The organism is Streptomyces cadmiisoli (genome assembly GCF_003261055.1).
Taxonomy (GTDB): domain Bacteria; phylum Actinomycetota; class Actinomycetes; order Streptomycetales; family Streptomycetaceae; genus Streptomyces; species Streptomyces cadmiisoli.
In genome coordinates this window covers 7,900,417-7,922,297 of record NZ_CP030073.1, presented here as the reverse complement: position 1 = coordinate 7,922,297, position 21,881 = coordinate 7,900,417, and the positions used below count along the sequence as shown (strand labels likewise).

Annotated in this window: 18 protein-coding genes and 1 pseudogene; 12 read left to right on the top strand and 7 right to left on the bottom strand. The window is 72.9% G+C overall.

What is annotated here, in order from left to right; translation table 11 throughout:
• Positions 1-220: 220 nt before the first annotated feature.
• The 3 genes from DN051_RS34940 (at position 221) to DN051_RS34930 (ending at position 6,297) form a co-directional block, all read left to right on the top strand.
• The gene (locus DN051_RS34940) at positions 221-2,731 is read left to right on the top strand and encodes a SpoIIE family protein phosphatase (RefSeq protein ID WP_112440636.1); all 2,511 of its coding nucleotides are present in this window, start codon (positions 221-223) and stop codon (positions 2,729-2,731) included.
• Positions 2,732-3,031: 300 nt separating this feature from the next.
• On the top strand, positions 3,032-5,635 hold the full coding sequence (locus DN051_RS34935) for a SpoIIE family protein phosphatase (RefSeq protein ID WP_053757872.1): 2,604 nt from the start codon (positions 3,032-3,034) through the stop codon (positions 5,633-5,635).
• Positions 5,636-5,829: 194 nt separating this feature from the next.
• Positions 5,830-6,297 (top strand): hypothetical protein, encoded by a 468-nt coding sequence (locus DN051_RS34930; protein ID WP_053757871.1) that lies wholly within the window; start codon positions 5,830-5,832, stop codon positions 6,295-6,297.
• Between the two features lie 4 nt (positions 6,298-6,301).
• Here the strand turns inward: DN051_RS34930 and DN051_RS45240 are convergent, their stop codons facing one another.
• A complete protein-coding gene (locus tag DN051_RS45240) occupies positions 6,302-6,526 on the bottom strand; it encodes a hypothetical protein (protein WP_159053987.1) in 225 nt (74 codons plus the stop codon).
• Between the two features lie 312 nt (positions 6,527-6,838).
• Here DN051_RS45240 and DN051_RS47325 point away from each other — a divergent pair, with 312 nt between their 5' ends.
• Positions 6,839-7,087: a hypothetical protein gene (locus DN051_RS47325; RefSeq protein WP_053757870.1), complete on the top strand. Its 249-nt coding sequence runs from the start codon at positions 6,839-6,841 to the stop codon at positions 7,085-7,087.
• A 170-nt stretch (positions 7,088-7,257) separates the two neighbouring features.
• On the opposite strand, the gene DN051_RS34925 is transcribed toward DN051_RS47325, so the two are convergent.
• The gene (locus DN051_RS34925) at positions 7,258-8,754 is read right to left on the bottom strand and encodes a helix-turn-helix domain-containing protein (RefSeq protein ID WP_112440634.1); all 1,497 of its coding nucleotides are present in this window, start codon (positions 8,752-8,754) and stop codon (positions 7,258-7,260) included.
• A 262-nt stretch (positions 8,755-9,016) separates the two neighbouring features.
• Between DN051_RS34925 and DN051_RS34920 the strand changes: the two genes are divergently transcribed.
• The 4 genes from DN051_RS34920 to DN051_RS34905 all read left to right on the top strand — a co-directional run bounded on the left by DN051_RS34920 (position 9,017) and on the right by DN051_RS34905 (position 13,485).
• On the top strand, positions 9,017-9,637 hold the full coding sequence (locus DN051_RS34920) for an L-threonylcarbamoyladenylate synthase (RefSeq protein WP_053757868.1): 621 nt from the start codon (positions 9,017-9,019) through the stop codon (positions 9,635-9,637).
• A 119-nt stretch (positions 9,638-9,756) separates the two neighbouring features.
• Positions 9,757-10,512: a dienelactone hydrolase family protein gene (locus tag DN051_RS34915; RefSeq protein WP_053757972.1), complete on the top strand. Its 756-nt coding sequence runs from the start codon at positions 9,757-9,759 to the stop codon at positions 10,510-10,512.
• A 176-nt stretch (positions 10,513-10,688) separates the two neighbouring features.
• Positions 10,689-11,879 carry a glycoside hydrolase family 64 protein gene (locus tag DN051_RS34910; RefSeq protein WP_162625026.1) on the top strand — a complete coding sequence of 397 codons (1,191 nt, stop codon included), beginning with the start codon at positions 10,689-10,691 and terminating at the stop codon, positions 11,877-11,879.
• A gap of 100 nt (positions 11,880-11,979) precedes the next feature.
• Positions 11,980-13,485, top strand: coding sequence for a metallophosphoesterase family protein (locus DN051_RS34905; protein ID WP_112440630.1), 1,506 nt, complete (start codon positions 11,980-11,982; stop codon positions 13,483-13,485).
• Positions 13,486-13,515: 30 nt separating this feature from the next.
• Here DN051_RS34905 and DN051_RS34900 read toward each other — a convergent pair whose 3' ends face one another.
• From DN051_RS34900 to DN051_RS34885, 4 genes and pseudogenes are all read right to left on the bottom strand, one after another.
• Positions 13,516-14,481 (bottom strand): TauD/TfdA dioxygenase family protein, encoded by a 966-nt coding sequence (locus DN051_RS34900; RefSeq protein WP_053757866.1) that lies wholly within the window; start codon positions 14,479-14,481, stop codon positions 13,516-13,518.
• A 161-nt stretch (positions 14,482-14,642) separates the two neighbouring features.
• Positions 14,643-15,365, bottom strand: a pseudogene (locus tag DN051_RS34895) (alpha/beta hydrolase family protein).
• Between the two features lie 348 nt (positions 15,366-15,713).
• A complete protein-coding gene (locus DN051_RS34890) occupies positions 15,714-16,184 on the bottom strand; it encodes a peroxiredoxin (RefSeq protein ID WP_112440628.1) in 471 nt (156 codons plus the stop codon).
• A gap of 198 nt (positions 16,185-16,382) precedes the next feature.
• Positions 16,383-16,904 (bottom strand): MarR family winged helix-turn-helix transcriptional regulator, encoded by a 522-nt coding sequence (locus DN051_RS34885; protein WP_053757863.1) that lies wholly within the window; start codon positions 16,902-16,904, stop codon positions 16,383-16,385.
• Between the two features lie 706 nt (positions 16,905-17,610).
• Here DN051_RS34885 and DN051_RS34875 point away from each other — a divergent pair.
• The 4 genes from DN051_RS34875 (at position 17,611) to hemC (ending at position 21,330) form a co-directional block, all read left to right on the top strand.
• On the top strand, positions 17,611-18,300 hold the full coding sequence (locus tag DN051_RS34875) for a response regulator (protein WP_112440626.1): 690 nt from the start codon (positions 17,611-17,613) through the stop codon (positions 18,298-18,300).
• A gap of 71 nt (positions 18,301-18,371) precedes the next feature.
• Positions 18,372-19,355 (top strand): ATP-dependent DNA ligase, encoded by a 984-nt coding sequence (locus tag DN051_RS34870; protein WP_199314745.1) that lies wholly within the window; start codon positions 18,372-18,374, stop codon positions 19,353-19,355.
• A gap of 142 nt (positions 19,356-19,497) precedes the next feature.
• Entirely contained in the window at positions 19,498-20,274 is a 777-nt protein-coding gene (locus DN051_RS34865) for an NPP1 family protein (RefSeq protein WP_053757861.1), read from the top strand.
• 120 nt (positions 20,275-20,394) lie between these two features.
• On the top strand, positions 20,395-21,330 hold the full coding sequence (hemC, locus tag DN051_RS34860; protein WP_053757860.1) for a hydroxymethylbilane synthase: 936 nt from the start codon (positions 20,395-20,397) through the stop codon (positions 21,328-21,330).
• A 9-nt stretch (positions 21,331-21,339) separates the two neighbouring features.
• Here the strand turns inward: hemC and DN051_RS34855 are convergent, their stop codons facing one another.
• Positions 21,340-21,861, bottom strand: coding sequence for a hypothetical protein (locus DN051_RS34855; RefSeq protein ID WP_053757859.1), 522 nt, complete (start codon positions 21,859-21,861; stop codon positions 21,340-21,342).
• Positions 21,862-21,881 lie beyond the last annotated feature (20 nt).

The window sequence follows — 21,881 nt, the reverse complement described above, 5'->3', positions numbered from 1 at the left end:
ACCGATCATCCGGGCCGAGGACGGGACGGGGCGAAGTCCGTTGCCGTTCCGGCAAAGTGACCGGCAAAGTGACCGGGAACGCGACCGGGGCACGACCGGGCGCCCGGAGCGGCTGTGCGCCTCGCCCGGGCCGCGGACCCGCCCGGGTGCGGACAGGGGGCGTCCTGACGCATTCTTGCTGTGTCACCCGCGCGACGGCGCGGGGGACGAGGTGGGTCCGATGACTGGGAGCGCCGAGGACCGGAAGGGAACGGCCGGGCGGCCGGCCGAGCTGCTGGCCGACGCCGCGGCCGAGGCGGTCCGCGTCACCAGCGGTCGGGCGGCGGGCATCTACCTGCGGTCCACGGCTCCCGGCGTACTGCGGCTCGCGGCCCTGGTGGGGCTGCCCGGGCCGCTGTTCCGGCCCTGGTGGCGGCTGCACGTGCACCGCAGTTTCCCGGTGGCCGACGCCTACCGGCTGGGGGTCCAGGTGGTACTGCCGAACGCCACCGAAGCCATGCGCCGCTACCCCCAGTTCGCGGCCGGTCTGCCGATCCCGGTGGGGACGATCTGCCTGCCGGTCAGCGGACGGACCTCACGCCTCGGTGTGCTGACACTGATGCGACCGGCGGCGCCGGACGCCACCGAACTGCTGGCCGACCGCGATCGCCTGGCGGAGCTGGCCGAGGACCTGGGGGTGGCGGTACGACGTCTGGAGGAGGGCGGGGAGCCCCTCGTCTGGGACGACGAGCCGCTGAACGTACGGCCGCCCGGCGCCAGGCCGGCGGAGTGCCGGATCGGGCGCTTCACGTGGGACCCGGCGAGCGAGGCGCTCCTCGCGGACGACACCGCGCGGGACCTGCTGCGGCTGCCGCGGGAGCACCTGGCGTGCCCGGCCGCGACCCTGACCTCTGCGGTGGGACCGCACGACGCGGACCTGCTGTTCCTCTCCCTGCGGCGGGCGGCCGGCGGCGGACCACCGCCCGAGCCGCTGCGCGTGCACACCCTGGACGGCGCTGCGCGGCTGGTGGAGCTGTGGAATCCGGTCGTGACCCACCGCGACACCGGTGCGTCGGCCCGTCACGCCGTCGGCGGGATCGTGCTGGACGCGGGCTCGGTGGCCGAGACGGTCGCCGACCAGCTCCCCCAGGGCGTGTTCTGCGTGGACCGGCTGGGCCTGATCGGCTACGCCAATCCGCGCGCCGCGGAACTCCTCGGGGAGCCGCGGGCCCGGTTCCTCGGCCGGCCGCTGTGGGACGGCGTGCCGTGGCTGGGCCGGGCGGCCTGCGAGGACCATCTGCGTGCGGCGCTGCTGTCGCCCGAACCGGTGCACTTCCACGTGCACCGGCCCGACCGCGGCGGTGCGCCGGACGATCCGCACGACGGGGTCTGGCTGGCCGTTTCCGTCCACCCCGGGCCGGACCTCCTGACCTGCACCGTCGTCCCGGCGGACCAGGACGCCGAGGAAGCCTGCGACGCACCCGGGCACGCAGACGCCGCCGGTGTCGAGGTGGACGCGACGTCGCTGGTCCACCGCCCGATCGTGCTCGCCATCGCGCTGACGGAGGCGGCCACCGCCCGGCAGGTGTCGGCAGTCGTCATGCAGGAGCTGCTGCCCGCGTTCGGCGGGCGTCGCCTCGCCATCTATCTGCTGCAGGACCGGCACCTCTTCCTGGCCTGGGAGACCGGGTTCCCGCCCGGTTTCCTCGCCCCGTTCGAGGGCGTGGGCCTGGACGCCCGTCTGCCCGGCGTGGAGACACTGGCCACGGGTCAGCCGCTGTTCTTCGACTCGATGCAGCAGTTGTCCGCCGCCTATCCCGGCATCCCCCTCGACGCGACGGAGGGCGCCCGTGCCTTCCTGCCGCTGATCGCCTCGGGACGCCCGGTGGGCTCCTGCATCCTGGGTTTCGACCGGTCGCGCAGCTTCAGCGTGGAGGAGCGCACCGTCCTCACGGCGCTCGCCGGGCTGATCGCGCACGCCATGGAGAAGGCGCAGCGCTACGAGAGCGAGGCGGCGCTCGCCCGCGGACTCCAGCGCGCCCTGCTGCCCCGCCGGCTGCCCGATCACCCGCAGCTGGAGACCGCCGGCCGCTATCTGCCCGGCACACAGGGCATGGACGTGGGCGGGGACTGGTACGACGTCGTCGAGGCGGGCGACGGTGTCGCCCTGGTGATCGGGGACGTTCAGGGTCACGGGGTGCAGGCGGCCGCCACCATGGGGCAGTTGCGCAGCGCGGTGCGGGCGTTCGCGCTCGACGACCGGCCGCCCGACGAGGTCCTGAGCAGTACCAACCATCTGCTCATCGACCTCGATCCGGGCCAGTTCGCGTCCTGCTGCTACGTCCGTCTGGACCCCGGCACCGGTCTGGCCCGGGTCGCCCGCGCCGGCCATCCGCCGCCGCTGCTGCGCCACGCGGACGGCCGCACCCACATCGTGGACATCCCGGGTGGTGTGGTGCTCGGGGTCGACCCGCTCGCCCAGTACCCGGTGACGGAGCTGTCGATGGAGCCCGGCGCGGTCCTCGCGCTGTACACGGACGGGCTCGTCGAGCGGCCCGGTGCCGACATCGACGAGGGGATCAGCACCCTGCGGGTGGCGCTGGCCAGGGCGGGCGCCTCGGCCGGACGGCCCGGTGGCCGCTCGCTGCCGGCCGTGGTGGACCGGCTCACCGTCGGGGCCCGGCACGCCGCCGACCGGCCCGACGACATCGCGCTGCTGCTCGCCGCCCGCCGCGCCCGGCCGCCCCGCTGAGGCGCCGGGCCGCCCGCGTATGCCCCACCACCGTGCGTGACGTCCCTCGCCTCCCGGGGCGCGGGAGTGTAGACAGGGCTCATGGTCCGACAATTGGGTCGATCCGGGCCCTGGTCCACCAGCCCACTCCGAGCGGTACGCACCCCGCGCACCGCTGCCCGCCGGTCGCGGGTGCGCGAGTGGCGGACATGGTCCTCGCGGCCCGCGCCGGACGGCTCACCGGAGGGCAAGCCATCGGGGAACGGCCGCCCGAGGCGGCGGCCGTGGGCAGCGGTGTGGTCGGCCCTGAGCGGACGCAGTGTGGCCGGGCAGGTCTTCGTCCTCCAGGTCGTCATCGTGCTGTTGCTGGTCGTGGTGGCCGTGGTCGCCCTGGTCCTTCAGGCCCGCTACGACAGCGCCGTGGAGGCCCGCAACCGCTCGCTGAGCGTCGCGGAGACGTTCGCCAACGCGCCGGGCACGGCGGCGGCGCTGCGCAGCCCGGATCCCACGGCCGTGCTGCAACCGCGGGCCGAGGCGACCCGGAAGGCGACCCACGTCGACTTCGTCGTCGTCATGAACACCGACGGGATCCGCTACACCCATCCGCTGCCGGACCGCATCGGCAAGAAGTTCGTCGGGAACATCGAGCCGGCGCTGGCCGGGCGCAGCGTCACCGAGGAGGTGCACGGCACCATCGGCCCGCTCGTGCAGGCCATCGTGCCGGTCGAGGCTCGGAACGGGGAGGTGGTGGGCCTGGTGTCGGCCGGCGTGACCACCGAGCGCGTGGGCGGCGCGGCCAACCGCCAGCTGCCGCTGGTGCTGTTCAGCATGGCCGGCGCACTGGCCGTGGCGACCGTCGGCACGGCGCTGGTGAGCCGCCGTCTGCTGCGGCAGACCCGCGGCCTCGGCCCGCGTGAGATGACCCGGATGTACGAGCACCACGACGCGGTGCTGCACGCCGTGCGGGAGGGCGTGCTGATCCTCGGCGGGGACGGCGGGCTGCTGCTCGCCAACGACGAGGCACGCCGGCTGCTCGGTCTGCCGGACGACGCCGAGGGCCGTCATGTCCGGGACCTGGGTCTGGAGCCCGGCACGGCCGAACTGCTCGCGTCGGGACGGTTCGCCACGGACGAGGTCCACCGGGTCAAGGACCGGCTGCTGGCCGTCAACCAGCGGCCCACCGACCTGCGCGGCGGTCCGGCCGGCAGTGTCACGACCCTGCGCGACTCGACGGAACTGCGGGCCCTGTCCGGCCGGGCGGACGTCGCGCGGGAACGGCTCGACATGCTGTACGCGGCCGGGGTCGGTATCGGGACCAGCCTGGACGTCACCCGCACCGCGGAGGAGCTGGCCGAGCTCGCGGTGCCGCGCCTCGCGGACTTCGTCACCGTGGACCTCTTCAACGCCGTGCTGATCGGTGAGGAGCCCGAGCCCGGTACCCACCTGCGCCGCACGGCCTTCGCCGGCATACGCGGCGAGCCGCCGCTGTATCCGGTGGGGCGGCTGATCAGGTTCGTCCCGTCCTCACCGCAGGCGCACAGCATCCGCACGCAGCGGGCGGTCGTCGCGGCCCGGCTGCGGGAGGCACCGGGCTGGCAGGCGCAGGACCTCGAACGCACCGCACAGGTGCTCGACTACGGCATCCACTCCCTGATCGCCGCGCCGCTGCGGGCGGGGTCCCTGATCCTCGGCATCGTCACCTTCTGGCGCTCGGACCGTCCGGAGCCGTTCGACGCGGAGGACCTGGCTCTCGCGGAGGAACTGGTGGCCCGTGCCGCGGTGTCCATCGACAACGCGCGCCGCTACACCCGCGAGCACACCATGGCCGTGACGCTGCAACGCAGTCTGCTGCCGCGCCGGCTGCCCGAGCAGAGCGCCCTGGAGCTGGCCTACCGCTATCTGCCGGCGCAGTCCGGCGTCGGCGGCGACTGGTTCGACGTACTGCCGCTGTCCGGGGCCCGGGTCGCCCTCGTCGTGGGAGACGTGGTGGGTCACGGACTGCACGCCGCGGCCACGATGGGCCGTCTGCGGACCGCGGTGCACAACTTCTCCGCCCTCGACCTCGCCCCCGACGAACTGCTCGGGCTGCTCGACGAACTGATCGCCCGCATCGACCAGGACGAGATCGACGACGCGGCGGAGACCGGCGGCGCCACGGTCACCGGCGCGACCTGTGTCTACGCGATCTACGATCCGGTCACCCGCCGCTGTTCGATCACCCGGGCCGGGCATCCGCCGCCCGCGCTGGTCCGGCCGGACGGCACGGTGGAGTTCCTCGACGTGCCCGCCGGTCCCCCGCTGGGGCTGGGCGGCCTGCCGTTCGAGACGACGGACGTGGAGGTCGCGGAGGGCAGCAGGCTGGTCCTGTACACCGACGGGCTGGTGGAGGACCGGGAGCGGGACATCGACATCGGCCTGGAGCAGCTGCGCGCCGCTCTGGAGCAGGCGGGTCCGTCGCCCGAGGACACCTGCCGGGCGGTGCTGGACTCCGGGCTGCCGGACCGGCCCAGCGACGACGTCGCCCTGCTCGTCGCGCGCACCCGGGCGCTGGGGCCGGACCGGGTCGCCGTCTGGGACGTCCCGTCGGACCCGGCGGCCGTCGCGGAGCTGCGCGCCTCGGTCATCCGGCAGCTGACGGAATGGGGGCTGGAGGACCTTGCCTTCACCGCGGAGCTCATCCTCAGCGAGCTCGTCACCAACGCCATCCGGTACGGCGGTGAACCCATCCGCGTCCGGGTGCTGCGCGACCGGAGCCTGATCTGCGAGGTGTTCGACAGCAGCAACACCGCACCGCACCTGCGGTACGCGGGGATGACCGACGAGGGCGGGCGCGGCCTGTTCCTGGTCGCGCAGCTGGCCGACCGCTGGGGCACGCGCTATCTGCCGGGCGGCAAGGTCATCTGGGCCGAACAGCCACTGCCGTGAGGCGATCGATCGAACGTGAGGCCGCAAGCCGAACAAAGCGCCCTGAAACGCCAGCCCGCGCCACCCCTTCCGCGCCATAGAAATATCTACGAGCATGCATATGCCGGATCGGCATGCCGACGACGGCCGTCGCCGGCATCCCCTGTCCTGCCCTGGGTTCCGCACGGACCCAGCGGACACCCCCGGAGCGGAAGATGACCGATCTGATCTGGACGCGCGGAGTCGAGTGGCTCGCCGCGGCGGCACCCGACCCCAAGGAGTGCAAGCGGCAGTGGGACCACGGCGACGGGATCGCGCTCCTCGAAGCCGGGCGGTTCTGGGACGTGGTGAGCGTGCCCGATCAACTGGGCCTGCTCACCCTGGACCTGCTGTGGCGGCCCTCGCTGCCGATCCCGGGCCCGACCCTGGTGGACACCGCCGCGCACCGGGTGGGGTTCCTGCTGCCGCCGGACCCCGGCAGCCGGTGGATCGGCGCGGGCCTGCGGCACGCGAGCAAGGGCTCCTGGGTGGCGGTACCGCCGCCGTACCGCTCGGCCCGGTACCTGGAGTGGCTGATCCCGCCGGACGGCACCGGCTCGCTGCACGCGCCCACCACCCTGGAGCTGGCGCTGCGCCAGGCGAACGGCACGCTGTCCGTGCTGGCGCCCCTGTGCGGTCAGTAGCGCGTCATGGGCACCGCTCCGCCGCGCACGCCCTCACCGGCAGCGCGGCGAAGGAGACCCACTGGACCTCGGAGGGCGCGGGCAGGCCGCCTTCCACCGAGCGCCGCTGCAGGGCGAGTCGGGTGTGGGCCGGGACGTGGCACCAGCCCCCGTTGGTGAGTTGGGCGTAGGAGTCGGGCGCGGGATCACTCGTCGGACGCGGCAGCGTCGCGCGGGAGGGTCGGTCCATGACCGACGCAACGGCCGGACCCGGCGGGTGGCACGCGCGCCCTCGGCCGCTCACCGGACCGGGTGAGCGTATCCCCCAAATGGCCCTGCACCACGGCACGGTGAGGTGACCTCGCGCATCGGCACGTCAACTCGCCGTCGCCACCTGCCGATTGTTTCGCTTGCCACCGAAGTGAACAGCCGGTGAGCAGTTTCGGCGCGAACTCCTATCACTTCGGGCGAGATCGGTCACCGTCGGTTGCAGTGTGCTGCGCGTGTGCTCACGGCGGGGCTTCGGGCCCTGTCCTGCCCCGACCTCCCCCGGAACCATTCGATGATCGAATTTCCGGTCCCGGTCGTCGGTGGTCCGGCCGCCGGCACGCTGTCCGCGCTCGCCCTCGGCACCGGTCTGCTGCGCGCACGCCGGCAACAGGCCCTGCTCCGGGGCCGAGACGACCGCCCTGTGCGCTCCCGGCGCTGTTCGACCGCTTCCCCGGCTGCGGCCGCCGTCGGCAAGCTGCGGCAGGTGCCGTCGTTCATCGCGTTCGGATGGCAGGAACCGCCGGTGCGGCTCGGCGGCTGACCCACCGGCCCGGACCGAGACGGCGCACGGGCGGCGTCCTCGCGTCACACGAACGCCGCCGGGGCGCGACCGGTCCCCCGTTCCGGTCGTGCCCCCGCGGTTCCTCGAAACTACGTGCAGGGCGGAGGCCTTGTGAATCGTGTCCATGCCCGTTTCGCGCGGCGGAGGACTCAACCGTGCACAGGTGAGTCCGGATGGCCCGGATTCGCCCCCGGCAGACCTGACTGGTCCAGGTCCCCGAGGGCGAGGTGGGCCAGCACCACCTCGTAGAGGTCGCAGCCGCCGTCCAGAAGTTGACGTTCGAGGACGGGCTCGGCGCTGCGCACGTGCTCGCGCACGGTCTGGGCGTGGACACCGAGCAGCTGTGCGGCCCGCTCGGCGTTGCCGCCGGCCGCGATCCAGGTGCGCAGGGTGCGGCGCAGGTCCCGGGCATCGGTGGCGAGACGGCCCAGCAGGTCGCCGGCCCAGGTCCGCAGGGCGGGGCCCGCCAGCAGCTCGCCGAACCCGTTCCCGGCCGCTCCGTCCCGGTCGCCCGGCACCTCCACAAGACCCGCCTCGGTGTTCAGCGCAAGGTGCACGGCGGCCCGCACCGTCAGGTCCGACAGGTCCGTGCGCAGCATGCCCTCGACGCGCTCCATCCGCGCGCGGACCGTGTTGCGGCTGACGCCGAGCACCTTGGCCGCGTTGACGGCGGTGAACTCCAGGCCCAGCCGGGTGGTGGCGAGCAGTTCGGCGCGGGTGTGGTGCGGCAGCCTGTCGAGAGGGCGCAGCAGGCGGACCGTCCAGCCGCGCAGGACGCCGGGGTCCATCAGGCGTTCGGGGTGGGTGCGCTCGGCGTAGACGGCCGACTTGTCCGGGCGGAAGTGCGCCACGGCGAGGGCGCTGACGGCCTGGCCGTAGGCGGTGGCGGTCTGGGCGAGGCTGTGCCGGGAGCTGCCGCCGATGTAGGTGTCCGGGCGGTCGTGCACCAGTGAGCGCAGTTCCGCCGCCGCCGCGTCGTCGGGCGTGACGACGATGACGTGCGCGTCCACGGCCGGGCAGCGCACGACGAGGGCCTGTTCCGAGGTCGCGCTCACGCACTCCTCGGCGAACCGGTCGCGGTCCTCGGGGCGGCTCTCGGCCACGTAGACGCAGGCGGTCTCGGTGTCGAGGAGGCCGGGCCAGAGGCCGGCGGCCACCCGGCGCGCGGAGACGATGTCCTCGACCATGAGCAGTTGCAGGATCGCCAGGCGCAGATCCGAGGTGGCACGGCGCAGCCGGTGTCCGGCGGCGGCGCTCCCCCGCGCCCGCAGCAGCAGTTCGAGCACCCCGGCGGTGTGGGTGACGATGTCGGAGGCGCGCCGGTCGAAGGGGGCGGGCCGGGACACGGCCAGCACTCCGGCCGAGGTGCCCTGCGGGAGTTCCACCCTGACCAGGCGCAGATGCCGGTCCCGGTCCTGGAGGGCGGCGGAGGCGATCCGGCCGGCGGCGATGTCGGCGACGACCGCCTCGTCGAGGGGTGCGCGGGCTCCCGCGAGCAGGGCCCCGGTGTCGTCCTGGAGCGACACGTCGGCGCGGGCGACCTCGGCGAGCCAGGCCACGACCTTGCGCACATCGCGCCCGGCCGGCCGCAGGTGGTCGAGCAGTTCCCGCTCCCACCCCGGATCCGTACCGTCCGCCACGTGCATGCGACGGCCCTCGTCCCCTCGGCCAGCCACGTCGGACCTGCCCCCTTCTCGCTGCTGCGTCCTTATCTCAGACATACCGCTCGGGACGTTACCTCACGGCCGGTCGACGGGCACGGGGCTGTCGCGGCCGGACGTCACGCCGACCGGGCGGCGCACGCGGGGCCGGGCTCCCCGCACGGCGGAGGCGGCCGATCGCGACCCGGCCGGGGGAACAGTCCGGACCCTGGTCTGCGGTGCCCGGCGAACGGCATAAGCTCGACGGATGGCGAAGTACTACGACGTGCATCCCGACAACCCCCAACCGCGGGCCATCGCCCAGATCGCGGAAAGCATCCGCTCGGGGGCACTCATCGCATACCCCACGGACTCCTGCTACGCGCTCGGCTGCCGGCTCGGCAGCCGTGACGGCATCGACCGGATCCGGGCCATCCGCAAGCTGGACGACCGGCACCACTTCACGCTGATGTGCCAGGACTTCGCGCAGCTCGGCCAGTTCGTCCGCGTCGACAACGACGTCTTCCGCGCGGTCAAGGCGTCGACGCCCGGCAGCTACACGTTCATCCTGCCCGCGACGAAGGAGGTGCCGCGCATGCTCCAGCACCCGAAGAAGAAGACGGTCGGCGTGCGCATCCCCGACCACGCCGTGACGCAGGCCCTGCTCGCCGAACTCGGCGAGCCGCTGCTGTCCAGCACCCTGCTCCTGCCCGACGAGGACGAGCCGATGACCCAGGGCTGGGAGATCAAGGACCGGCTCGACCACGTACTGGACGCGGTCGTCGACTCCGGGGACTGCGGCACCGAGCCCACGACGGTGATCGACTTCTCGGAGGGAGAGGCGGAGGTCGTCCGGCGCGGGGCGGGTGACGTCACCCGGTTCGAGTAGGCCGGCGGGCGGGCGGGGCAACCGTCGCGATGGCATGGACGCATGTCACGATGACGGTGATCGGGGCCCGTCGGGCCGACGGGTTCCTCGTCGCCGAACGCGAGAGAGGCAGCCCAGCCATGAACGCCGTGCAAGGAACGGACGTCGACATCCCCACCCCGGACGGCATCGCCGACGCCTATCTGACCCACCCGGCCGACGGCGTGCCGCATCCGGCGGTACTGCTCTACATGGACGCCTTCGGGCTGCGGCCGGCACTCAGGGCGATGGCCGACCGACTGGCGGCGGCGGGCTACACCGTCCTGGTGCCGAACGTGTTCTACCGCGGCGGGCGCACTCCGCTGTTCGACCTGCCGGAGTTCATGGACGACGCGTCACGCGGCGAACTGTTCCGGCACATCCGGCCGGTCATGCGGGAGCTGACGCCGCAGCGCGCGATGCGCGACGCGGGCGCCTGTCTGGACTGGCTGGCGGACCGGCCGGAGGCCGCCGACGGCCCGGTCGCCCTGACCGGCTACTGCATGGGCGCGCGTCTGGTGCTGCTCACCGCCGGCAGCTATCCGGAGCGCGTCGCTGCGGCGGCCGGTTTCCACGGCGGGCAGCTCGCGACGGAGGCGCCGGACAGCCCGCATCTGCTGGCGGACCGCATCACCGCTGAGATGTACTTCGGGCACGCCGACGAGGACCCGTCCCTGCCTCCCGAGCAGATCCGGCGCCTGGAGGAGGCGTTGACCGCACACGGCGTCCGGCACCGGTGCGAGGTCTATCCCGGCGCCCGGCACGGATTCACCCAGTCCGACACCTCGTCGTACGACGCCGAGGGGGACAAGCGCCACTGGGCGGCCCTTCTCGACCTCCTGGACCGCACCTTCTGACCCACCGTCCGCCCCTTCGGCGGCTGCCGCGCCCCCGGTCCGCGGGAGCCGCCGACTTCCTTTCCTGTCCTACTCATTGACATGACCGCGCCGTAACGCAACCCTGAGAGCGCTCTCAACACCAGGTACGGACCAATCCCCCCCCCACACCCGCACGGAGGTGGAGAGTGCTCACGATGCCCAAACACCGATGGCCGGCCGTGTCCGCGGCGGCGGCCCTGCTCGGCGCACTGCTCACATTCGGTACGTCGCCGCCCGCGGACGCGGCGGTGCCCGCCACGATCCCGCTCCAGATCACCAACGACTCGGGCCGGGGCGAGGCGCTCCACATCTACACCCTCGGCACGTCACTGACGACGGGTCAGCAGGGCTGGGCGGACGCGAACGGCACGTTCCACCCGTGGCCGGCGGGCGGCAACCCGCCGACCCCCGCCCCGGACGCCTCCATCGCGGGGCCGTCCGCCGGACAGTCCAGAACGATCCGGATCCCCAAGCTCTCCGGCCGGATCTACTTCTCCTACGGCCAGAAGCTGGACTTCCGGCTCACCACCGGCGGTCTGGTTCAGCCGGCCGTGCAGAACCCGAGCGACCCGAACCGCAACATCCTCTTCAACTGGTCCGAGTACACGCTCAACGACGCCGGTCTGTGGCTCAACAGCACCCAGGTCGACATGTTCTCCGCGCCGTACACGGTCGGCGTGCGGCGCGGGGACGGCGGTCTGAGCAGCACCGGCCGGCTCGAACCGGGAGGCTACAACGGGGTGTTCAACGCCCTGCGCGCCCAGTCCGGCGGCTGGGGCGGACTCGTCCAGACCCGCCCCGACGGAACCGTACTGCGGGCCCTTTCGCCGCTGTACGGAGTGGAGACCGGGGCGCTCCCGGCGTCGGTGATGAACGACTACATCAACCGGGTCTGGCAGAAGTACGCCACGACCACGCTGACCGTCACCCCGTTCGCGAACCAGCCCGGCACCAAGTACTTCGGGCGGGTCTCGGGCAACGTCATGAACTTCACCAACAGCTCCGGGGCGGTCGTCACCAGCTTCCAGAAACCCGACGCCGGCAGCGTCTTCGGCTGCCATCGGCTGCTGGACGCCCCCAACGACCAGGTCCGCGGCCCGATCTCCCGCACCCTGTGCGCGGGATTCAACCGCTCGACGCTGCTCACCAACCCCGACCAGCCGGACGCCTCGGCGGCGAACTTCTACCAGGACGCCGTGACCAACCACTACGCCCGGATCATCCATGACCGCATGGCCGACGGCAAAGCGTACGCGTTCGCCTTCGACGACGTCGGGCACCACGAGTCGCTCGTCCACGACGGCGCCCCGCAACAGGCCTATCTGACCCTCGATCCCTTCAACTGAACCGTCCCGTCGATCGCTCGAGGTAGCGTCCCGCACGCGGCACCGGCCGCGTGCGGGACTCGCCCGTTCCTGATCGGCTCGGCGTTGTTACGGTGCATCGGTGTCTGAATCCTCGCGCGATACCGTCAGCGGCGCCGGCTGGGGCAGCGCCGAACCCGGCTCCTACAAGCGGCTCCTGCCGCATCGGATCGAGAAGCTGCACTGGCTCGACCCGAGGACCATGTGGCCCGCCCGCAACGGCGTGCTCGCGTCGTGGTTCGGCGACCCCACGGGCGTCACCCGCGGCCGCCGGGTCGCCCAGCGGGCGGCGGCGGGAGCACCGGCCGACAAGGTGATCCGGCGCGAGGACCCGGACCGCTTCTCCTTCCTCGTCATCGGTGACACCGGCGAGGGCGACGAGCCCCAGTACGCGGTCGTACCGGGCCTGCTGAAGGCCGGTCAGGACACCCGGTTCGCGATCCTGGCCAGCGACGTGATCTACCCGGCGGGCGGCATCGACGACTACGGCAGCAAGTTCTTCCGCCCCTACCAGGACTACCGGGCGCCCATCTACGCGATACCCGGCAACCACGACTGGTACGAGGACCTCGACGGCTTCATGCGCGTCTTCTGCGACGACGCCCCGCCCCTGCCGCCGGGACCCGCGCCCCGGCCCCTCACCCGGGCCTGGCTGCGCTCACTGCTGTGGCACCGGTCGAAGCCCGCCGACGAACAGCGGCTCGCCGAGGCGCGGAAGCTGCGGTCCGCACCGGAGCAGCGGGCCGTCCAGCCGGGCCCGTACTGGGCGATCGACGCGGGACCGGTGCGGATCATCGGCATCGACACCGGACTGCTCGGCACCCTCGACGCCGAGCAGGGCGCATGGCTGCGGGAGGTGTCCCGGGACCCCCGGCCGAAGATCCTGATCACCGGTCAGCCGCTGTACGTGGACGGCGAGCACCGTCCCTGCGCCATCGAGGGCGGCGGCACCGTCGACGAGATCGTCCGTGACCCGCGGCACCGCTACGTCGCGGCTGTCGGCGGCGACATCCACAACTACCAGCGCTATCCGGTGAGGGTCGACGGCGACCGCACCGTGCAGTACGTCGTGGCGGGCGGCGGCGGGGCGTTCATGCACGCCACCCACACCATCGCGCGCGTGGACGTCGCGAACGTCACCGAGGAGGAGTTCCGCTGTTACCCGCTGCGCGGCGACTCCCTCGCCTTCTACAGCGGGCTCTACGGCCGACGGCTGCGCCTGCGCCGCTTCTTCACCCTCACCGAGGACGAGGCGACCACCGTCGTCGCCGACCGCCTGGGCATCACCCCGGCCCGCGCGCCGAGCCCGGCGGCCCGTGTCACCCGGCGCACCAGGCTGGTCGCCTCGCTGCTGGGCGCGGGCCGCCGGCCCGACCGCACGGCCCGGTTCCGGCTGCCCGTGCGCAAGATCTACACGCAGTTGTTCTCACCGGGCTCGGCGACGTACAGCCCGCCGTTCTTCAAGTCGTTCCTGCGGCTGGACGTCTCCCCGGAGGCGGTCCGGCTGCGCTGCTTCGCCGCCACCGGGAGCCGTGCGCAGGAGGTCGACCCCCCGGTCGAGGACGAGGTCGTCATCCCCCTGGCCTGATCCGGCCTGCCCTGACCGGGACGGCCGGTGTCACCAGCGTCCCGGTTCGGTGCCGACGACGGGTACCGACGGCCTGCCGTCCACCCCGACCGGCACGTCGCCCGCGAGCATCACCCGGTGCATGATCCGGGGGTGGTCGAGATGTGCGGTGTCGCCGGGCGCGAGGTGGATGGTGGCCCGGTTGTCCCAGAACGCCACACTGCCCGGCTCCCAGCGGAACCGGACCGTGTATTCGGGTCGCGTGGCCTGCTCCAGCAGCATCTCCAGCAGCAGCCGGCTCTCCGCGCGGGAGACGTCGGCGATCTGCTCCAGGTAGTACCCGTTGACGAACAGCACCCGCTCCCCCGTCTCCGGGTGGACGCGCACCAGGGGATGCTCTGCGGCGACCTGGTGATCCAGCAGGTGCCGGAGGTAGGCGTCGTCGCCGGGACGCGACTGGTAGCCGACGCCGAGCCGGTGCTCGGCGCGCAGCCCGTCGACGAACTCCCGCACCGGCGCGGACAGTCCGGCGTAGGCCGCCGCGAGATTCGCCCAGGTGGTGTCGCCGCCGTAGGGCGGCACGGTCTCCGCGCGCAGGATGGTCGCGGCCGGCGGGTCGACACGGGCGCCGTGGTCGCAGTGCCAGCCGCGCAGCGGCGTGTGCCTGCGGCGGCGCAGCCACTCGTCGTGCTCCATGCCGAACCGCCCGCCCAGTTCCAGCCGGTCCGCGGTCGTCTCGACCTCGGGAAAGCCCGCCGGGGACGCTCCCCCGCGCCGGCCGAGGACCACGGGTGCCCCGAACCGGCGGGCGAACGCCACGTGCCCGGCGTGGTCCAGCCGCTGCCCGCGGAAAAAAACGACCTTCCAGCGCAGCACCGCCGCGCGGATCGCCCTCACCTGGTCGTCGTCCGGACCGGCGGCCAGGTCCACCCCCGTGATCTCGGCCCCGATGTGCCCGGCGACCGGGCTGACTCCGATGCCCGCGGTCTGCTCCGCCGTGGCCTTGTCCGTCGTCATACGCGCTCCGATGGTCGTCCGTGTCGGGCCCCACGGAAGATCGTGACAGCGAAACCGCGGTGTGGCGACGGTGCCTCGCCCGCCGGCGGCGAGCCACCCGGTACGCCGCGGTCGCGCGCTCGCCCGGGTCGTCGCCGACGGCCGAACGGACCGGGGCCGGTTCAGCGCAGCCGGCGCTCGAAGAAGTCCATGATGGTGGTCATCGAGTCCCGCCAGCGGGCGTAGAACGTGTGGCCCTCCCCGGCGTACTTCACCAGACGGACGTCCTTGCCCGCCGCCTCGAACGCCGCGGCGGTCCGTTTTGACCACCTCAGGGGGCAGGTGTCGTCGGCGGTGCCGTGGTGGATCAGCAGCGGTTCGGTGACCCGGTCGACACAGGTGGCGGGCGAGATCTCCCGTCAGAAGACGGGATTCTCCCGCGGGCTGCCGTGTTCGGCCTCGATACGCGCGACGACCGGGTCTCCGTCGCGGCGCTGGAAGTGGTCGAGGTTCTCGTCGGGTCGTGAGCTGACCGGCGCGTAGACCACGGCGGCGTCCACCAGTCCCGGCGCCACGACCAGCGTGTCGTACACGACGACGCCGCCCATCGACCGGCCCAGCAGGCCGATCCGGTCGCCGTCGATCTCCGGCGGCCCGACGAACGCAGCGCGCGCCGCGGCGATGACGTCCTCGGTGTAGCCGAGCCGCAGGTCGACGTCGTTGTCGGGGTCGTCGTCGGAGCCGACGTGGTTACGGTGGTCGGTGTGCAGGACGACATAGCCGTTGCGGGCCAGCAGGTCCTGCTCCCGGGCGAGTCCGCGGCCGGTGGTGTACACGTCGGGATCGATGTAGCCGTGCGCCAGCACGAGGGCCGGGAAGGGGCCCTTGCCGGCGGGGACGTTCATCAGGCCGGAGATGGTCAGACCGTTTGCCTCGTAGGTGACCGCGTACTGGGTGTAGGCGTCGGTGCGCAGCCGTACCGTGCCGAGCCGGAGCCCGGATCCGCGGTGCTCCCGCGCGACGAGGCCGGGAATCGACACGAAATGGGGCGGCTCGGCGCCGGGTGTCTCCGGAACCGTGCTTCGCGTGGGCGTGGGTGTCGGCGGCGGCGCGGTGTGCTCGGGGCCGGCGCCGCCGCCCGTGCATCCGGTCCCGGCCGCCAGCACCAGGCAGACGGTGACGCAGTCCTTGCCCAGCAACCGCATGCCGCCGGTATCACCGGTGGGGCAGGCCCGCGTCAGGGTCCGGCGCGGTCAGGTCCGCGCGGCGCGCAGTGCAGCCAGTGCCCGGTCGGCGTGCGTGTTCATGCGCAGTTCGCTGCGGACGACCTCCAGCACCGTGCGGTCCTGCGCTATCACGAACGTGACCCGCTTGGTGGGGGCCAGCTGGAATCCCCGCTTGACTCCGAACCGTTCCCGGACCGTGCCCTCGGTGTCGGAGAGCAGCGGCATCCCGAGCGTGTGGCGTCCGGCGAACTCCTGCTGCCGGTCCACCGGGTCGCCGCTGACACCCACGGGCCGGGCGCCGACGGCGGCGAACTCGGCCGCGAGATCACGGAAGTGGCAGGCCTCGGCGGTGCACCCGGGAGTCAGGGCGGCGGGGTAGAAGAACAGCACCACCGGCCCCTCGGTGAGGAGTTCGGACAGGCGGCGCGGTGTGCCGGTCTCGTCCGGCAACTCGAAGTCCTCGACCTTGTCTCCGGTGACCGGCTGGGACGGGGGCACGGTTCCTCCTTCGGCGGTCCTCCTCCGAGTACCTGACGGAGGATGTTACTGACGGGGAGGAAGGCTTCGAACAGCGGGGGGCTCCTCGCCGCGCGGGCCGGGCCCGGCGGTCGTGCGTCCTCGGTGTGCGGCCGCAGGCAGCGGCGGAGGACGACGCGGCACGCGCCGGTCGCCGGGTGCCCGTCCCGAGTCGGCGGATCAGGGGGTGGTCGCCTCGGCGGCGGAACGCTGCTCGGTGTCGTCGTCGGAGGTCACGGCGAGGAAGTCGTCGACCATGCGGTGGAAAAGGGTCGCGAGCTGCCGCAGTTCCTCCGGCGACCAGTGGGCCAGGGCCATCTGCATGCCCCGGGCGCCGACGTCCCGGATCCGCGCGATGGCCTGCCGGCCGGCCGAGGTCAGCTCGATGCGCTGGGCGCGGCGGTCGTCGGGGTCGGGCACCCGGGAGACGTACCCGGCCTTCTGGAGCTGCTGCACGGTACGCGTCACGTGCGACGCCTCCACGCCGAGCCGGTTGGCCAACTCCCCCGGGCGCAGCGGCTCCGAGTCCGCGATCTGACGCAGCAGCGCGACGGCGGCCCGGTCCAGCGGAACCTCCGCCAGGGCCATCAGCCGGTCGTGCTGCCGGGCGCGGGTGCTGAGGTAAGTGATTCTGGTCAGCGCCCGCTCGATCTCGATCACTTCGGGGGAAGCGGAGGCAGGGGGGAGCGGCGGCGACGACATGGCAACCACTCTACCATCTTGTTGCGTAACTCAAGTAATTTGCGGCTCGGGAAAGCCGGGCCGCACATGGGGCACCGGGCCCGCCGCCCCACCGCGGTCCGGTCGGACGGGACCGGCGCCCGGCACCGCCTCCCGGGACCCGGGCGCGGACACCGGCTCCCGCCGGCTCGCGCCCGCCGCGACAGCCTGCCGCCGCACCCGGACCGTCCGCCGCGGCATCCCGACGGAGAGCACCCCGCCACCCGGTAGCCGGTGCGGTACGCCGCCACGAACCGGCGTTCCGCCAGGTCGCCCTCCACGACGGCAGCTCCGTCGTGATCAGACAGCGCCGTGGCGCGAAGTGCTCCGGCTCGTGGAGTGACACACGCACGCCGTTCTCCCGGTTCGTCCTTCGTCGATCGGCATCCGTCATCCGTCATCGGCCGTCGGCCGTCCGTCGGCGTCGTTCCCCGGGCCTCGTCTCCTCGACGTCTCGGTTTCGTCGTCGCCCCGACAGCACGGTCCGTCGTTCCTGTCGGCTCGTGGTCCACTCCCGTGGCCCGCGATCGCCGTGGACGGAGCCATCATGCGCGAAGGGCTGTCGTCCCGCGGACGCGCCGGAGCCGCCGCGGCTGCTCCGGTCGGGTGACCTCGCCGCGAGCGGATCCCGGGGCACCACCCGACTGCCGCCGTACCCCGACCCCCGGGCACGGGAAAAACAGATCACATGACCATCCGTGTGCTGCTCGCCGACGACCAGGCCCTGCTGCGGGCCACCTTGCGCCTTCTGATCGACTCCTGCGACGACATGGAGGTGGTGGACGAGGCCACCGACGGTGCCCAGGCGATCGAACTCACCCGCACCCACCGGCCCGACGTCGTCCTGCTGGACGTCCGTATGCCCGGCACCGACGTCCTGACCGTCACGTCCGCGCTCTGCGGTGACCCGGAGCTGTCCGCCGTTCGGGTGCTCATCCTGACGACCTCCGAACTCGACCGCGACGTCGCGCGGGCGCTGGCGGCCGGCGCGAGCGGCTTCCTGGGCACGGACGTCACCGCTGACGCATTCCTCGAAGGGGTACGGACGGTGACCTCGGGACAGGCGCTGCTCTCCCCGCTCGCGACCCGCGCGCTGATCACCCGCTTCCTGGCCAACCCCACCGACGAGTTCCGGCTCGCCACCCCCGAGGACCTCGTCGCGCTCAGCGCCCGTGAACGCGAGGTGCTCGGCCGAGTGGCCGAGGGCCGCTCCGACACGGAGATCGCCGAACGGCTCGGCTTCGACGCGGCGGAGGTACGCGCGCACATCCACCAGGTCAGAACGAAGCTGGGCGCCCGGGACCGGGCGCAACTGGTCGTCATCGCCCACCAGTCGGGCCTGCTGGGAGCCGCGCCGCCGCTGCTCACCGCCCTGTGAGCCCACCGCCGTTCAGGGGAACCTCGCGGCCGGGGCGCGTGACGCCGCCCCGACCCGTCGAGATCTAGGCCGTGACCCTGCCGCTGATCGCCCCCATGCTCGCCACGCCGGGCACGCTGCCGCCCGCCGCGCAGGACGCGCGGTGGGCGTACGAGACGAAGCAGGACGGCCAGCGCGCCGTGGTCTATCTGCCCGGTGACGGCAGCGTGCTGCTGCGCGCCCGTTCGGGTGAGGACATCACCGCCGCCTACCCGGAGCTGCTGCCGCTGGGCGGCGCCCTCGGCACCACGCCGGCGGTGCTGGACGGCGAGGTGCTGGCCCTGGACGAACGGGGACGCGCCGACTTCCAGTTGCTCCAGTCGCGGATGGGCCTCGCCCACGCACCGGCGCGGGCGGCCCGCCGCGCGGCGCAGCAGCCGGTCCACCTCGTGCTGTTCGACGTGATGCACCTGGCGGGTGACCCGCTGGTCGGGCAGTCCTACGTCCGCCGCCGGGCGCGGCTGGAGGGGCTGGGCCTCGACGGTCCGTTCTGGTCGACGCCGGGCGCGCTGGTCGGCCACGGCGAGCAGGCCCTGCGCGCCACCCTCGAACACGGCCTGGAGGGCCTGGTCTGCAAACGGCTGGACTCGGTGTACGAACCGGGTGTGCGCTCCCGTGCCTGGATCAAGATCCGCAACATGAAGGGGGAGGACGTCGTCGTCGGCGGCTGGCTGCCCGGCAAGGGGCGGCTGACCGGCCTGCCGGGTTCGGTGCTGGTCGGCCAGTACGACGGAGCCGGCCGGCTGCGCTACGTCGGCAACGTGGGGACCGGCTGGAGCGAGACCGAGCGGAGCGAGCTGGCCGAACTGCTGCGAACGCAGTCGAGCGACACCTGCCCCTTCGATCCCGTCCCGGCGGTGGCGGGCGCGCACTGGACGCTGCCCCGGCTGGTCGGCGAGGTCCGCTACAGCACACGCACCAGGAACGGGCTGCTGCGCCAGCCGTCCTGGCTGCGACTGCGGCCCGACCTCACGCCCGAGGAATCCACGGCCGTCCTGCCGGAGCATCTGCTCTGACACTGCCTCAGGAACAACTATTGGGCTGTCCTTCACCAGGGTGACGCCTGCGACCTCTTGGCGCGGGAGGGAAATGCGGGGAAGCTGAACTGCCCTTTCCCCCACAGCCGTTGGGCTGCGCCCGCACCTGGAGGAGGACGCAGTGTCGTCTCAGAGATCCGCCACCCACCGCAGAAGGTGGCTCACCGTCGTGGCCGGCGCCGCCGCGCTGGTCATCGCCTTCCCCGCCACCGCGTTCGCCGCGCCGCCGCCGGGGCTGCCGGTGAACGCCGACGCCCAGGAACTGGCCTACCAGCCGGCCTTCGACTACGACACGGACGGCTGCTACTCCACGCCCGCCATCGGTGTCGACGGCACCGTCAACAGCGGCCTCAACCCGACCGGCGCACTCAACGGCAACTGCCGGGACGCCTCGGACCTGGACAACACCAACAGCTACTCGCGCTACAAGTGCAACAACGGCTGGTGCGCCTACCTGTACGGCCTGTACTTCGAGAAGGACCAGGCGCTGCCGGGCACCAGCCTCGGCGGTCACCGCCACGACTGGGAGCACGTCGTGGTGTGGGTGCAGAACAGCCAGGTGCGGTACGTCTCGACGTCCAACCACGGCTCGTTCACCGTGCACAACGCCTCGCAGATCCGCTTCGAGGGCACCCACGCGAAGGTCGTCTACCACAAGGACGGCATCAGCACGCACTGCTTCCGTGCCGCGACCGCCAACGACGAGCCGCCGGAGAACCACAAGGGAACGTGGCAGTACCCGCCGCTGGTCGGCTGGAACGGCTACCCGGCGGGCCTGCGCGACAAGTTGACCTCGTACAACTTCGGCAGCGCCAACTTCGGGCTGAAGGACGGCAGCTTCAACTCCCACCTCGCCACGGCGAAGCCGTCGGGCATCCCGTTCGACCCGAACGGCTGACGGGACCCTCGGCCGCCCCGGTCCGGTCGGCCGGCCGAGGCGGAACGGTGGCCCGGCCGGCTTTCGCGCACCCCCGGGGATACGTCTCCGGGGGTGCGCCGCAGCCACTATCGTGTCCGCATGTCCGTCCCCGAAGTGATCCGCATCGTCTCCCGCGACTCGCCCATGGCGCTCGCCCAGGTGGAGCGTGTGCGTGCCGAACTCGCCGCCCTGTACCCCGAGGTGCGCACCACCGTCGTGCCGGTGAAGACCACCGGCGACAAGTGGATGGGCGATCTCGCGAAGGTCGAGGGGAAGGGCGCGTTCACCAAGGAGGTCGACGCCGCGCTGCTGGCCGGCGAGGCCGATCTCGCGGTGCACTGCGTCAAGGACGTGCCCGCCGACCGGCCGCTGCCCGCGGGAACGGTGTTCGCCGCGTTCCTGAAGCGCGACGACATCCGCGACGCCCTCGTGCATCCGGACGGACTCGCCCTCGACGTGTTGCCGCCCGGCACCCGGATCGGCACCTCTTCGGTGCGCCGGGTGGCGCAGTTGGCCGCCACCCACCCGCACCTGGAGTGCGTCCCCTTCCGCGGCAACGCCAACCGGCGGCTGGCGAAACTCGCCGCCGGGGAGGCGGACGCGCTGCTGCTGGCCGTCTCCGGCCTGGAGCGCATCGGACGCCCCGACGTGATCAGCGAGGTCCTCTCCCCCGAGACGATGATGCCGCCGATCGGCGCGGGCATCCTCGCGCTGCAGTGCCGTGAGGGCGACCTGGACCTCATCGACGCGGTCAGCGCACTGGGCGACCCCGCCACCCACCGGGAGGCGACGGCGGAACGCATGTTCCTGCACGTGCTGCAGGGCCACTGCAACAGCCCGATCGCCGGTTTCGCACGGGTGGACCACGGCGGCGAGCTGTCGCTGCGGGCCTGCGTCTTCACCCCTGACGGCAAGACCCGGCTCAACGCCCACGAGTGGGCCGGCCGCCTCGACCCGGCCACCCTCGGCACCTCGGTCGCCGTGGCGCTGCTGCGTCAGGGCGCCCGCGAGATCATCGACGGCATCCCGCACTGAACCGGACGGTCAGGCGGTGCCGCCCTCCGCCTGGCCGCGCAGGAAGTTGCTGACCTGGTGGGCGAGGCTCTCCCGGCCCGCGGCGGACGGTGCGCGCCCGGCCCCCTCGGGCAGTCCCGTGCCGCCCGCCCACAGCCGGCGCTCGGTCCAGTCCTCGTCCACCCTCAGCTGCACCTGGACGTCCACCCGCTCCAGGGCCGCCTCCGGTCCGGCGGCGTACAGGACGGCGGTGGCGCGGCGCAGCGGGTACACGTCGTAGCCCTCGATGAACTGGGAGTTGCGCCAGTCCAGGAAGGCGCTCTCCCCGTCGGGGCCGATCCGCACGTCGATCTGGCCGTCCTCGAGATGAACGCAGAAGCGGCTGTCACCGCGGTTCTCGACGGTCACGCGGAGCCGGAAGTACGTCAGCCCCTCGGCGGCGTCGTCGCGTCCTCGCGGCGGCTCGGCCGGCTCCAGGCGGTGGACGCGGACGCGCAGGCCGGCATGCTCGTCGTACTCCTGCCAGTCCCCGACCACGTTCGGCTCGTACACGGTGCACCTCTCGAACTCTC

Excerpts from the sequence above, each read along its gene's own strand:
- DN051_RS34940 (WP_112440636.1), top strand. The coding sequence starts at position 221 with ATGACTGGGAGCGCCGAGGACCGGAAGGGAACGGCCGGGCGGCCGGCC.
- DN051_RS34930 (WP_053757871.1), top strand. The coding sequence starts at position 5,830 with ATGACCGATCTGATCTGGACGCGCGGAGTCGAGTGGCTCGCCGCGGCG.
- DN051_RS45240 (WP_159053987.1), bottom strand. The coding sequence starts at position 6,526 with ATGGACCGACCCTCCCGCGCGACGCTGCCGCGTCCGACGAGTGATCCC.
- DN051_RS47325 (WP_053757870.1), top strand. The coding sequence starts at position 6,839 with ATGATCGAATTTCCGGTCCCGGTCGTCGGTGGTCCGGCCGCCGGCACG.
- DN051_RS34925 (WP_112440634.1), bottom strand. The coding sequence starts at position 8,754 with ATGCACGTGGCGGACGGTACGGATCCGGGGTGGGAGCGGGAACTGCTC.
- DN051_RS34920 (WP_053757868.1), top strand. The coding sequence starts at position 9,017 with ATGGCGAAGTACTACGACGTGCATCCCGACAACCCCCAACCGCGGGCC.
- DN051_RS34915 (WP_053757972.1), top strand. The coding sequence starts at position 9,757 with ATGAACGCCGTGCAAGGAACGGACGTCGACATCCCCACCCCGGACGGC.
- DN051_RS34910 (WP_162625026.1), top strand. The coding sequence starts at position 10,689 with ATGCCCAAACACCGATGGCCGGCCGTGTCCGCGGCGGCGGCCCTGCTC.
- DN051_RS34900 (WP_053757866.1), bottom strand. The coding sequence starts at position 14,481 with ATGACGACGGACAAGGCCACGGCGGAGCAGACCGCGGGCATCGGAGTC.
- DN051_RS34885 (WP_053757863.1), bottom strand. The coding sequence starts at position 16,904 with ATGTCGTCGCCGCCGCTCCCCCCTGCCTCCGCTTCCCCCGAAGTGATC.
- DN051_RS34875 (WP_112440626.1), top strand. The coding sequence starts at position 17,611 with ATGACCATCCGTGTGCTGCTCGCCGACGACCAGGCCCTGCTGCGGGCC.
- hemC (WP_053757860.1), top strand. The coding sequence starts at position 20,395 with ATGTCCGTCCCCGAAGTGATCCGCATCGTCTCCCGCGACTCGCCCATG.